Origin of the sequence: Catenuloplanes indicus, assembly GCF_030813715.1 — a bacterium.
Taxonomy (GTDB): domain Bacteria; phylum Actinomycetota; class Actinomycetes; order Mycobacteriales; family Micromonosporaceae; genus Catenuloplanes; species Catenuloplanes indicus.
In genome coordinates this window covers 7,808,808-7,820,901 of record NZ_JAUSUZ010000001.1, presented here as the reverse complement: position 1 = coordinate 7,820,901, position 12,094 = coordinate 7,808,808, and the positions used below count along the sequence as shown (strand labels likewise).

The following is a 12,094-nucleotide window of genomic DNA, read 5'->3' as shown; positions in this document are numbered from 1 at the left end:
CGTGGCACCGGCTGGCACGCCGGTGCCACGCTGCACTCCATGAGCGTCGATCTCTTCGCACGGTGCCGGGACTACGACGTGGCCCGGGCCGCGCGGGCGGCCGGGGTGTACCCGTACTACCCGGTGTTCGCCGGGCCGGGCGGGCCGGTCGCGGAGCTGGACGGGCGCACCGTGATCATGTGCGGGTCCAGCGACTACCTGGGACTCGCCGCGGACCCGCGGGTGATCCGCGCGGCCCGGGACGCGGCGGCGCGCTACGGCACGTCGCGGTCCGGGTCCCGGATGCTGAACGGTGGCACGCCGCTGCACGCGGAGCTGGAGCGTGAGCTGGCCGCGTTCGCCGGGCTGCCGGAGGCGCTGCTGTTCCCGGCCGGCTACCAGGCGAACGTGGGCGCGATCGCAGGGCTGACCGGGCGGCGGGACGCGGTGCTGGTGGACGCGGAGGCGCACGCGTCCGCGTACGACGGCGCCGGGCTCGGGCCGGGACGGGCGCTGCGGTTCCGGCACAACGCCGCGGACGACCTGGCCCGGCGGCTGGCCGCGTGCCCCGGCGACGCGGCGCGGCTCGTGGTGGTGGACGGGCTCTACTCGATGAGCGGCGACGCCTGCCCGCTGCCCGCGATGATCACCACCTGCCGCCGGTACGGTGCCCGCCTGCTCGTCGACGACGCGCACGGCTTCGGCGTCCGGCCGCTGGACGTGACCGGCGTGGACCTGCTGACGGTGACGTTCAGCAAGGCGCTGGCGTCGGTCGGCGGCGCGGTCCTCGGGCCGCCGGAGGTACTGGACTACCTGCGGCACCACGCACGGCCGGAGATCTTCAGCGCGGTCGCGCCACCGGCGTCGGTCGCGGCCGCACTGGCCGCGCTGCGGATCGCGGCGGCCGAGCCGTGGCGCGGCGAGCGGGCGATCGCGGGCGCGGCCCGGCTGCGGGCCGTGCTCGGCACGCAGGGGCACGCGGTGCCGGCCGGGGCCGGGCCGATCGTCGCGCTGCCGCTGCCGGATCTCGCCTCGACACTCGCGGCGTGGCGGGGGCTGCTGGCCGCGGGCGTCTACGTCAACCCGGTGGTGCCACCGGCGGCCCGCTGCGGGCTGCGCATCACGATCACGGCCGCGCACACGGGCGCGCACCTGGACGCGGTGGCGGCCGCGTTCGCCGGCCGGGTCGCCCCGCCGGCGGCGCGGTGACCGGTGAGCGTGCCGGGCGGTCCGGCTGCGGTCAGCGGCGGCGGGTCGCCGGGGCCTGGATGGCCTGACGCCGCAAGCGCGGGCGGCACCGCCGCAGACCGGCCCGCGGCTTCAATCGGAGGACGACGACGAGCCGGAGGACGACGAGCCGGAGGACGAATCCGGCGACGACGACGGCGAGGAGTCCGGGGACGGACCGGACGCCGGCGGATCGTAGGACTGGGGCCCCGGGCCGGGGTGCGAGGGCGGCGGGTCGTAGGACGACGGGCCTGGATAACCCGGCTGGCCCGGATAACCCGGCTGGCCCGGATAACCCGGCTGGCCCGGATAACCCGGCTGGCCCGGATAACCCGGCTGGCCCGGATAACCCGGCTGGCCCGGGTAGGGCGGCTGCGGATCACCGGATGGGGGCGGGTAGCTCGGCAGCGGCGGATAGGACGACTGCGGATCACCCGAGGACGGCGGCGGATAACCCGGCGGCGGGTAAGACGATTGCGAATAGCCCTGCTGACCCGGATAGCCCTGCTGGCCACCGTACCCCTGGGGACTTGCCCGGTTCTTGGTCGTCAGCTTGTAGATGCCGAAGGCGATCGCCGCGACCACGCCGAGGCAGACCAGCAGGCAGAGCCCGCGGCCGACGACCATGCCGAGCGTCCTGGCCGGATCGTTGTCCATGGCGCCTCCCTACCCGTGGCTCGCCGCCCAGTACACACGCCCGCGGCGCCCGCCGCCACCCCGTTCCGGGGAACCGCGGGCTTGACCTTGTCACTGTGACAAGGTCTTCACTGGTGGGCGGAGGTGGTCACGATGAACCCGCAACGACTGCGCGACGCGCTCGCGGCCGGCAATCCGGCGACCCGGCTGCAGGCGGCGCTGGCGATCGGGACGCGCCCGGACGCCGCGCTCACCGACGCGCTGGTGACGCGCGCCGGCCTCGAGCCGGACTTCTTCGTCCGTGACATGCTCACCTGGGCGCTGACCCGGCTCCCGGCGGACGTCACGGTGCCGCGGCTGCGCGCCGAGCTGACCGCCGAGCGCGCCCAGGCCCGCGGTCAGGCGCTGCACACGCTGTCCAAGATCGGCGACCGGAGCGCCTGGCCGGCGATCACCCGGTCGCTGCTGCACGACGTGGACGACGAGGTGGCGCGCACCGCGTGGCGTACCGCGGTGGTGCTGGTGCCGGACGCCGAGCGGGCCGCGCTCGCCGCGGAGCTGGCCGCCGAGTTCGGCCGCGGCGACCGGGAGGTGCGGCTGAGCCTGAGCCGCGCGATCGTCGCGCTGGACGACGTGGCCGGGCCGGTCCTGGCGGCCGCGAGGACACACCCCGATCCGGCGGTGCGCGCACACGCGCGCGCCACGGAGCGGCTGCTGCACGACCCGGACGCCGGATTCGACCTGTCCGTCCACGAGGCGACCCGGGTCGTCGCGCTCGACCACGCCGGGCAGGGGGCCGCGGGTGCTGATCGGTGAGGTGGCGCGCCGCTCGGGGGTGAGTGCCCGGATGCTGCGGCACTACGACACGCTCGGGCTGGTGCGGCCGACCGGCCGGACCGTGGGTAACTACCGGGAGTACACGCCGGCGGACGTCCGCCGGATCTTCCACGTCGAGGGGCTGCGGTCGCTGGGGCTGTCGCTGCGGCAGATCGCGCGCACGCTGGACGACCCCGGTTTCACGCCGTCCGCTCTGGTCGGCGACCTCGTCCGGGAGACCGAGGAGCGGCTGCTCCGGGACCGTGAGCTGCTCGACCGGCTCCGGACCGTGGGCGCGGCCGAGCCGGCCGGCTGGGAGGACGTGGCACGCGTGGTCGAGCTGCTGCACGGGCTGCGGTCGCGCAGCGCGGAGCGGCGGCAGCAGGCCGTGCTGGCCACGCCGCTCCCGGCCGGGCTGCTGGCCGGCGCGGTGCTGACCGAGGCGGACCCGTACGTCGCCGGCGCGCTGCGCTGGGCGCTGGCCCGGACCGGCGGCGACGGTGCCGCTAGCCTGGCGTCCGGCCTGGCCGCCGGCGACGCCGAGGTGCGGCGCCGGGCCGTGCAGGCACTGGCGGAGCTCCCCGGCGGGGAGGCGACCGCGATGCTGACCGGCGCGCTGGACGATCCGGACCCGGCGATCCGGCGGTATGCGGCGCTGGCGCTGGGGTCGCGCGGCGTGACCGCGGCCGTGCCGACGCTGCTGGCCATGGTGGTGCACGGCCCGAACGAGGTGGAGGCGAGCGAGCATCTGGGCACGCTGGCGCGGGACCCGGCCTGGGCCGGCCGGATCATGGCGGCGCTGACCGCCGAGCTGGCCACGCACGCGGCGGACCGGGCGGTGCGGATCCGGCTGGTGCAGGCGCTGGCCGAGATGCCGGGCACGGTCGCGCTGGACGTGCTGCGCGAGCTGGCCGGGGATCCGGACCGGCCGGTCGCGCTGATCGCGTCGACGCTGGTGACGGCGCCGGAACGCTACGTGGCCGGGGGCGGACCCCCGGCCACGTAGCGGTTTCCCGCTATACGCGCGCCTTGTCCGGCTCGGGCTTGTGCCCGGCCGCCGCGGCCTCGTCCCGGCGGTTGGCCGCCAGCGACGTGAGCGTGACCGTGACCAGCGTCAGGATGATGAACGCGAGGGACAGCGGGGTCGGCACGTCCGGCACCCAGGACCAGACCGTGTGCGCCCAGTGCAGCACCAGCTTGAAGCCGATGAACGCCAGGATGATCGCCAGGCCGTGGTTGAGGTGGCGGAGCTTGCTGAGCGCGTTCTGCAGCACGAAGTACAGCGCGCGCAGGCCGAGCAGCGCGAACGCGTTCGTGGCGAACACGATGTACGGGTCCTCGGTCACGCCGTAGACGGCCGGCACCGAGTCGACCGCGAACACGATGTCGGTCATGAACACCGCGACCACGACCAGCGCCATCGGGGTGAGCGTGCGCTTGCCGTGCTCGACGATCGACAGCTTGGAGCCGTGGTACTGCTTCGTGACCGGCATCAGGCGGCGCAGGATCTTGACGCTGCGCATGCCGTCGATGTCGACCTCGTGGTCCGCGCCCTTGACCGCGTCGCGCATCACCTTGACCGCGGTGACCAGCAGGATGCCGCCGAACAGCAGGAACGCCCAGGTGCCGGTGCTGAGCACGGCCGCGCCCATGGCGATGAAGACGGCCCGGAGGACTAGCGCGCCGACGATACCGTAGAGCAGGACCCGCTGGGCCAGCTCCTTCGGCACCGCGAAGGCGGCCAGGAGCAGCATGAAGACGAAGAGGTTGTCGACCGAGAGGGACTTCTCCACGACGTAGCCGGTGAAGAACTCGATCGACGGGGTGGCGCCGTAGAGCGGCCAGATGATCAGGCCGAACGCGACCGGGAGGGCCAGGTAGAAAATGGTCCAGCCGACGGCCTCCCGCATGTGCACGTCGTGCGGCCGCCGGGTGATCACGAAGTCGACGGCCAGCAGGCCGAGCAGGATGACGAGCGTGATGCCCCACAGGCCGGGGGATCCGATCGTCTGGAGCGGAGCGGACAGGACATCCACGGGTGTGCCTCCTCAGGCGCACGCGAAATCGCCTGAGGTCTCCCCCACCGTGCGACGACTCGGGCACGGCGACCGTCCGGGGGTCACATGGGTGCACCCGTACTGACCGGAACGATCTTTGTGGGGTACTCCCCTCGACGGGCAACCATATGGGCTCTCCCTGGATGATTCCTGAGAACCACCAGTTCAGGGGCGTGTTGTGACTATTTGCAACCGGCCAGCGTGCGCAGGATCTCACCGGCCGGCCCGGGACGTGCGTTCGCATGCCCGGTGCCGGCCCACAAATTGATCGACTCGGCGTCGCCGCGGGCCGCCGCGGCTGCCCGGATCGGCGCGGTCAGGTGGTGGACCGCGGGGTACGCGAGCGGTGCGTGCGGGCCGTACGCGTCGGTGAAGCGGTTGCGCAGCGCGCGGGCTGGCCGGCCGGTGAACGCGCGGGTGACCACGGTCTCCCTGCCCTCGCTCAGCGCGGTGCGGTGCGGTGCGCGGGTACCCGCCTCGTTCGCGAGCAGGAACGCGGTGCCGGCCTGGACCGCGGTCGCACCCGCGTCCAGCAGCGCCCGCACACCGGCCGCGGTGCCGGTGCCACCGGCCGCGACGACCGGTACCGTCCGGGGCACGGTGCGCAGTAGCGTGAGCGCGGTGCCGGAGCCGTCGTAGCCGGCCGGGTCGAACGTGCCGGAGTGGCCGCCCGCGGTGCCGGCCTGCGCGATCAGCGCGTCCGGGCCGAGCGCGAGCGCGCGCCGGGCCTCGCCGGCGTTCGTCACGGTGAGCAGGACGGCGCTGCCGCTCCCCCGCAGTGCCGTGATCACGTCCGTGGGCGGCAGCCCGAACGTGAAGCTGACGAACGGCACACCGGCGGCGATCCGTACCTTCGCCGCGAAGTGGTCGTCGTCCGTGAGCGGCGGTGCGGGCAGCGGCCCGTGGTCCGCCTCCAGCGTCGCCCGGTATCTCGCCACCTCGGCGGCATCGGCGGGCGCGAGGTCCGGCACGAAGATGTTGAGCCCGAACGGCACGCCGGCCGCGCGTGCCTCGGCCACCTCGCGCGCGGTCGCCTCCGGCGTACGGTAGCCGGCCGCCAGGAATCCGAGACCACCGGCGCGGGCCGCCTCGACGACCAGCGCGACCGTGGACGGTCCCCCGGCCATCGGCGCGACGACCACCGGGCGGGACAACTCGATCACGCTGAGGAATCTACCCTGCATCCATGATCACGCATTCCCCGCTCGCCCGCGTCTGCGCCGCGATCCGCGACCACCGCGCCTTCGAGATCGTGATCGTGGTGGTGATCGGCGCGAACGCCGTGGTGCTCGGCATCGAGACGTACCCGCACCTCGGCACGTGGGAGCCGATCCTGCACGGGCTGGAGCTGAGCTTCCGCGCGGTGTTCGTCGTCGAGATAGCGATCCGGATCCTGGCGCACGGCCGGCGCCCGCAGGACTTCTTCCGCAACGGCTGGAACGTCTTCGACTTCCTCGTGATCGCCGCGGTCTTCATCCCCGGCCTGCACGGCGACTCCGCGCTGCTGCGCATCCTGCGGATCGCGCGGGTGCTGCGCCTGGTCCGCTTCTCCCCGGGCCTGCGCGTCATCGTCACCGCGCTGCTGCGCAGCCTCCCCGGTATCGGCGGGTTCCTCGCGCTCGCCCTGGTCACCGTCTACCTGTACGGCATGGCCGGCTGGCTGATCTTCGCCGACGAGTTCCCGGCCGAGTACGGCACGGTCGGCCGCGCCGCGATCACGCTCTTCGTACTGCTCTCCCAGGAGAACCTGCCGGACCTGATCGCGCAGGGCATGGCCTACTCGCCGTGGACGCTGCTGTACTACGTCAGCTATGTCCTGATCACCGCGAACCTGCTGGTCAACATCCTGATCGCGGTCATCGTCAACTCCATGGAGGAGGCCCGCCGCCTGGAGATCACCGAAGGCCTCTCGTCCGGGTACGACGTGGACGGTGACGGTGTCCCCGACGAGATCGACCGGATCGCGATCAGCCAGCGCATCGACGACCTCCGCACGCTCCTCGCCGAACTGGAACGCGACCTGCGCATCGACCGGGACCGCGACTGAGACCCGTACGATCACCGGGTGACCGAGCTGCGTACCGAACGGTTGACACTGCGGCGCTGGCGGGATGCGGACCGGGAGCCGTTCGCCGCGCTGAACGCCGATCCCGAGGTGATGCGGCACTTCCCGGCGACGCTGAGCCGCGAGCAGTCCGACGCGATGATCGACCGGATCGACGGCGACCTCGCGCGTCAGGGCTTCGGGCTCTGGGCCGTCGACGCACCGGACGGCTTCATCGGCTTCGTCGGCCTGGCCCGGCCCCGCTTCGAGGCCCACTTCACGCCCGCGACGGAGGTCGGCTGGCGGCTGGCCCGGCATGCCTGGGGCCACGGCTACGCCACCGAGGCGGCCCGCGCCGTGCTGGCCCACGCGTTCACCGCGCTGGCGCTGCCCGGCCTGGTCTCGTTCACCGCGCACACCAACGCGCGGTCCCGCGCGGTCATGCGGCGCCTCGGCCTCACCCACGATCCCGCGGAGGACTTCCGGCACCCCAACATACCGCCGGACGACCCGCTCCAGCCGTGCGTCCTCTACCGCATCGACGCCGCCGCCTGGCGTGCGGAGAACGGGTGGCCGGAAGCGGGAGGACCGCAGCCGTGAACGAAGAGATCCTGCTGCCGCGCGGCAACGTGAGCGGCGACATCGTGCGCGTCGGCGACACCGTGCGGCGGCCGGCCGGGCCGTGGACGCCGTCGGTGCACGCGTTCCTGGAGCACCTGCACGGCGCAGGGTTCGCGCACGCGCCGCGTCCGCTCGGGTTCGACGAACGCGGGCGCGAGGTGCTGACGTTCGCGGAGGGCACCGTCCCGTGGGGCGACGACCTGCCGCTGCTCGCCGGCGACGGCACGCTCCGGGCGGTGGCGCGGGTGATCCGGGACCTGCACGACGCGGCCGCGGGCTTCGTACCGCCGGACGACGCGGTGTGGAACACGCTGGTCCCGCCGGACCGGACCGAGCTGATCACGCACAACGACCTCGCGCCGTGGAACCTGGTGGCCGGCGAGCGGCTGACGTTCATCGACTGGGACGGGACCGCGCCCGGGTCACGCCTGTGGGACCTGGCCTACGCGGCGCACGGTTTCCTGCCGCTGGCCCGCTGGTCCGGGTGGGATCACGGCCGGCGGCTGGGCGTGTTCGCGGACGCGTACGGCGCGGACGAGGCGATGCGCGAGGCGCTGGTCCCGTTGCTGGCCCGGCGTACCCGCGCGATGCACGACTTCCTGCGCGAGCAGGCCGGCCTCGGCGTGGAGCCGTGGCTGACCCACTGGCGCACCGGCCACGGCGACGCCTGGCGCGACGACACCGCCTACATCGAGGAGCACGACAGCGTCTGGCGGCGGGCACTCGGGCTGTCGTAGGTAGGGCTTGCCCTACCCCGTATCTAGGGGTTCACCGGATGGGCCGGTGGTGCCGCGATCGATAGCGTCGACGGTATGACGACCGTGATCGTTACCGCCGGCCCGGACATCTCGCTGCGGCAGCTCGGGATTGACACGCGCTACGTGCTGACCGGGTTCCCGATCGGCGTGCTCACGTCCGTGGGCCTCGCCACCGCGGTCGTGCTCGGCCTGGGCACGGCCGTGCTGCTGGTCGGCGTGCCGATCCTGGCCGGTGCGCTCGCCGGGTCCGCGCGGGTGGCGGACGCGGAACGGCGGCGTGCCGCGCGCGTGCTCGGCCGCCCGGTCCCGGCCCCGGAACGCCGGCGGCGCCGGCGGGCGCTGGCGCACGGGCTGCTCCGGGTCGTGCCGAGCACGGTCTCGTGCGCGCTCGTGGTGACCTGGTGGTCCGCCGCGGCCGCCGGGCTGAGCGCGTCGCTGTGGGACTGGGCGGTGCCGTACGGGCCGGGCGCCGAAGGGCTGCCCGCCCTGATCGGGCTGGGCTCGGCGGCCGAGACCCGGATCTGGCTCTACATGGCGACCGGGCTGCTGTTCGCGCTGACGCTGGCGCCGCTGGTCCGGGCCGTGGCGCGGATGGAGGCCCGGTTCGCCGAGCGCCTGCTGAGCCGCGCCTGATTCGTCCTTTTGCCCGGCCTTTGTGTGCCCCGGTTCGCCGGCCCTGGCGGAGGCTTAGGGTGCGGGCATGACGACCGTGACGCTGCGCCCGATGCACGCCGGCGAGTTCGGCGCTTTCCGGGCCTCGGTGCTGGATCTGACGGTGGACTCGCTGGTCACGTCCGTGGGGATCGCGGCCGGGGTGGCGCGGTCGAAGGCGTTCGACGGCATCTGCGCGCTGCTTCCGCTCGGCTTCGACACGCCGGGTCACGTATTGGTGGTCGGCGAGTCGGACGGCGGGCGGATCGGCGCGGCCTGGTTCGGGCTGCGGCATCCGCACGGCATCGCCGGCTGCGGCTACCTGCACATGCTCACCGTGGACGCCGGCCATCGCGGGCAGGGTCTCGGCCGGGCGCTGCTGTCCGCGGTGGAGGCCGAGGCGCGGACCCGTGGCTGCGCGGCGCTGGAGCTGAACGTGTTCGGCACCAACAAGGCCGCGGTCGGGCTGTACGACTCGTCCGGGTACGACCTGATCACACAGCAGCTGCGGAAGTCGTTCTGAGCCAGCGCAGCGTCCCACCGGCCGCGACCACCCACCCGCACAGCAGCAGCGCGAACAGCGCGAGGGCGAGCGCGGCCAGCGGTGCCGAGCCGGTGCGCCCGGACAGCCCCGCCACGCCGGTGACCAGCGTGCCGACCGGGAACGTGAACGCCCACCACCCGGGCGTGAACGGCAGCCCGTCCCGCGCGGCCCGCAGCGTCAGCGCGGCCGCCAGCGACAACCAGAGCAGAGCACACCCCAGCACCGGTACGGCGTAGAGCACCGCGGCCGCGTTCGCCACCTCGGCCAGGTGCGCCGGGGCCGCGGCGGCCAGCAGGTGCGCCGCCGTCATCGACTGCCCGAGCGGGCCGAGCACGATCCACAGCGTGGGTACGCCGGCGGCCGTACCCGGCCCGTGTGCGGCCAGCCGCGCCCACACCTGACCGATCACCACGGCCGCGGCGGCCAGGCTCGCGCCGAACATGGCCGCGCACGCGATCAGCAGCTGGGCGCGCGGCTCACCGTCCGGCAGGTGCGCCGCGAGCAGCGCGCCCTGCGCGGCCGCGACCATCGGCGGCACCACCGGCATCAGCCGCCCGCCGGGGGCCTCACCGGGCCCACCCCACCCCCGGGTCATCGTCCGGTACGGGATCAGCACGGCCGTGACCAGCCCACCGGCGGCACCGATCAGCCAACAGGCCGCGGCGACCGGGACCGCGCCGGGCACGCCGGCCATCAGCGCGCCCGCGCCGATCGTCATGACCGCCATCGGCGGCGCGCCCCAGAAGTGCGCCGCGGCCGGATCGTCCAGGTAGGTGCGGCGGTGCCGGCGCAGGTGCCGGGCGAAGCCCACGGTGAGCACGGCCAGCAGCGCGACCGCGACCGTCCAGACCACGGTGGCGGCCCGGTGCACGCCGGGGAGGTGCTGCGGCAGCGACAGCGCGGCGGTGGCGAGCACGCCGGTGCCCATCACGGTCGCGAACCAGTTCGGCCCGAAGTTCATGATCCCCAGGCTGGCCGGGTGTGCGGCGGTCCGGTAGGCGGCGCGTCCGCCTGAGGTCATAACCTGCGCTTATGCCTCTGCCGCCGCCGGTTTCCGATCTGACCGGCTTCGACCTGCTGCTCTCCGTCGCCCGGCTGGGCAGCGTCGGCCGCGCCGCCCGGGAACACCGCGTCTCCCAGCCGGCGGCGAGCGCCCGCCTGCGCCGGCTGGAACGCACGCTCGGCCTGACGCTGCTCGACCGCGGCCCGCGCGGTTCCACGCTCACCGCGGACGGCGCGCTCGTCGCGGACTGGGCACGGACGGCGCTCGACGCCGCCACCGCGCTCGCCGAGGGCGTCGCCACGCTGCGCCAGACCGCCGGCGGCCGGCTGCTGATCGCCGCCAGCCAGACCGTCGCGGAGTACCTGCTGCCCGGCTGGCTGGTCGCGGTCCGCGCCGGCCACCCCGGTCTCGCGGTGGCGCTGCAGGCCGCGAACTCCGCGTCCGTGGCGACGCTGGTCCTGGACGGCGGCGCGGACCTCGGCTTCGTCGAGGGCCCGGACCTGCCGGCCGGCCTGCACGCGGAGACCGTCGCCACGGACCGGCTGGTCGCGGTGGCCGGACCGGGCCACCCGTGGGCACGCCGCCGGCGCGGCATCACCGCGGCCGAGCTGGCGGCCACGCCGCTGGTCGCCCGGGAGGCACTGTCCGGCACCCGGCGCGCACTGGAGGCCGCGCTGCGCACCCACGGCGTCACCTCGGTGGCGCCGCCGCTGCTCGAGCTCTCCTCCACCACCGCGATCAAGCACGCGATCCTGGCCGGCAGCGGCGCGGCCGTGCTCAGCTCGCTGGCGGTCTCCGCGGAACTGGCCGCCGGCACGCTCGTCGAGGTACCGGTCCCTGGTGTACCGCTGCACCGCTCGCTGCGCGTCATCTGGCCCACCGGTCGTCAGCTCACCGGCGCCCCGCACGACCTCTACCTGATCGCCCGTCGCGGGGCCGCCGTTGCCCGGGTGGATTAGTGTGGCGATATGCCACAAAACGGACGCCGCCAGGGGCGACGCAACCGGCGCACCGGCGCCTTCCGGGCGGCGCGCGCGACGTTCACCTTCGTCGTGGGCATCGCGGGACCGATCGGCCTCGCCATCACCGTGCACCAGGTCTACCTGTCGAAGCCGGTGGCGGACGTTCCGCAGCCGGCGGTCACGGCGAGCCCCGGCCCGGTGGCGGACGTGACGACCGGCCTGCCCGCGACCAGCCCGCCGGCGGGCCGGGAAACCGCACCTGACCACGGCGGGCAGCCCGCCGCTCCGGCCGTCGACGGGCAGCCCGCCGACGGGCAGCCCGCCGGTGGGCACGGCGAGCTGCCGCCGGCCGCCGGCCGGTCCGGGAGCGGCGGGACCGGCACCGATCGGGTGGCGGGCGACGAGGGCCGGGAGCCGGTCGCCTCGGTCGCGCCCACGCCGGCCCCGACCGGCGCCGCGCCGTCAGCGCCACCGCCCACCGCGGACGGCCGGGCCGAGCCCTGCCGGTGGAAGGTCCGCTGGCGGTCGGCGGGGATCTACCGGTCCCGGTCGGACCCGGAGCCGGTGGCGTACGCGAGGCGCAATCAGGTCCTGACCGGCGCCTGCTGGACCGTCACCGGCCCGTCGCGGCGCACCGGCCGGGAGACCGAGATGTACTACCGGGTCGACGCCGGCCAGGCTCCCGGCGGCGCCGCGCTGCCGGCCGGGTACGTACTCGCCGAGTCCCTGGTCACCGCGCTCTCCTAGCCGGAATATCCGGTTCCCGCACCGCCGCGGTTCTGGCACGCTGCACCGG

At 74.7% G+C, this 12,094-nt stretch carries 14 protein-coding genes; 10 read left to right on the top strand and 4 right to left on the bottom strand.

Features of this window, described 5'->3' with window-relative positions:
• The first annotated feature begins 39 nt into the window (after positions 1-39).
• On the top strand, positions 40-1,188 hold the full coding sequence (locus J2S42_RS34910) for an aminotransferase class I/II-fold pyridoxal phosphate-dependent enzyme (protein WP_307246192.1): 1,149 nt from the start codon (positions 40-42) through the stop codon (positions 1,186-1,188).
• A 111-nt stretch (positions 1,189-1,299) separates the two neighbouring features.
• Here the strand turns inward: J2S42_RS34910 and J2S42_RS34905 are convergent, their stop codons facing one another.
• Positions 1,300-1,863, bottom strand: coding sequence for a hypothetical protein (locus tag J2S42_RS34905; RefSeq protein ID WP_307246190.1), 564 nt, complete (start codon positions 1,861-1,863; stop codon positions 1,300-1,302).
• Between the two features lie 132 nt (positions 1,864-1,995).
• Between J2S42_RS34905 and J2S42_RS34900 the strand changes: the two genes are divergently transcribed.
• On the top strand, positions 1,996-2,658 hold the full coding sequence (locus tag J2S42_RS34900) for a HEAT repeat domain-containing protein (RefSeq protein WP_307246188.1): 663 nt from the start codon (positions 1,996-1,998) through the stop codon (positions 2,656-2,658).
• On the top strand, positions 2,645-3,664 hold the full coding sequence (locus J2S42_RS34895) for a HEAT repeat domain-containing protein (protein ID WP_307246186.1): 1,020 nt from the start codon (positions 2,645-2,647) through the stop codon (positions 3,662-3,664). Before J2S42_RS34900 ends, J2S42_RS34895 begins: the two co-directional genes overlap by 14 nt.
• A 10-nt stretch (positions 3,665-3,674) precedes the next feature.
• Here J2S42_RS34895 and J2S42_RS34890 read toward each other — a convergent pair whose 3' ends face one another.
• Complete coding sequence (locus J2S42_RS34890) at positions 3,675-4,694, bottom strand: TerC/Alx family metal homeostasis membrane protein (RefSeq protein WP_307246184.1); 1,020 nt, start codon at positions 4,692-4,694, stop codon at positions 3,675-3,677.
• A 203-nt stretch (positions 4,695-4,897) separates the two neighbouring features.
• Positions 4,898-5,878 carry a nitronate monooxygenase gene (locus J2S42_RS34885; RefSeq protein ID WP_307246182.1) on the bottom strand — a complete coding sequence of 327 codons (981 nt, stop codon included), beginning with the start codon at positions 5,876-5,878 and terminating at the stop codon, positions 4,898-4,900.
• Between the two features lie 23 nt (positions 5,879-5,901).
• Here J2S42_RS34885 and J2S42_RS34880 point away from each other — a divergent pair, with 23 nt between their 5' ends.
• The 5 genes from J2S42_RS34880 (at position 5,902) to J2S42_RS34860 (ending at position 9,312) form a co-directional block, all read left to right on the top strand.
• Positions 5,902-6,762 (top strand): ion transporter, encoded by an 861-nt coding sequence (locus J2S42_RS34880; RefSeq protein ID WP_307246180.1) that lies wholly within the window; start codon positions 5,902-5,904, stop codon positions 6,760-6,762.
• Between the two features lie 18 nt (positions 6,763-6,780).
• Positions 6,781-7,359: a GNAT family N-acetyltransferase gene (locus J2S42_RS34875; RefSeq protein ID WP_307246178.1), complete on the top strand. Its 579-nt coding sequence runs from the start codon at positions 6,781-6,783 to the stop codon at positions 7,357-7,359.
• Complete coding sequence (locus J2S42_RS34870; RefSeq protein WP_307246176.1) at positions 7,356-8,117, top strand: phosphotransferase; 762 nt, start codon at positions 7,356-7,358, stop codon at positions 8,115-8,117. Before J2S42_RS34875 ends, J2S42_RS34870 begins: the two co-directional genes overlap by 4 nt.
• Positions 8,118-8,192: 75 nt before the next feature.
• Positions 8,193-8,771, top strand: coding sequence for a sensor domain-containing protein (locus tag J2S42_RS34865; protein WP_307246174.1), 579 nt, complete (start codon positions 8,193-8,195; stop codon positions 8,769-8,771).
• Positions 8,772-8,838: 67 nt separating this feature from the next.
• The gene (locus tag J2S42_RS34860; RefSeq protein ID WP_307246172.1) at positions 8,839-9,312 is read left to right on the top strand and encodes a GNAT family N-acetyltransferase; all 474 of its coding nucleotides are present in this window, start codon (positions 8,839-8,841) and stop codon (positions 9,310-9,312) included.
• Here the strand turns inward: J2S42_RS34860 and J2S42_RS34855 are convergent.
• Positions 9,284-10,354 (bottom strand): SLAC1 family transporter, encoded by a 1,071-nt coding sequence (locus J2S42_RS34855; protein WP_307246170.1) that lies wholly within the window; start codon positions 10,352-10,354, stop codon positions 9,284-9,286. The two genes, J2S42_RS34860 and J2S42_RS34855, sit on opposite strands and share 29 nt — an antisense overlap.
• Positions 10,355-10,365: 11 nt before the next feature.
• Here J2S42_RS34855 and J2S42_RS34850 point away from each other — a divergent pair, with 11 nt between their 5' ends.
• Both J2S42_RS34850 and J2S42_RS34845 read left to right on the top strand, forming a co-directional pair.
• A complete protein-coding gene (locus J2S42_RS34850; RefSeq protein ID WP_307246168.1) occupies positions 10,366-11,295 on the top strand; it encodes a LysR family transcriptional regulator in 930 nt (309 codons plus the stop codon).
• A gap of 9 nt (positions 11,296-11,304) precedes the next feature.
• Positions 11,305-12,045 carry a hypothetical protein gene (locus J2S42_RS34845; RefSeq protein ID WP_307246166.1) on the top strand — a complete coding sequence of 247 codons (741 nt, stop codon included), beginning with the start codon at positions 11,305-11,307 and terminating at the stop codon, positions 12,043-12,045.
• Positions 12,046-12,094 lie beyond the last annotated feature (49 nt).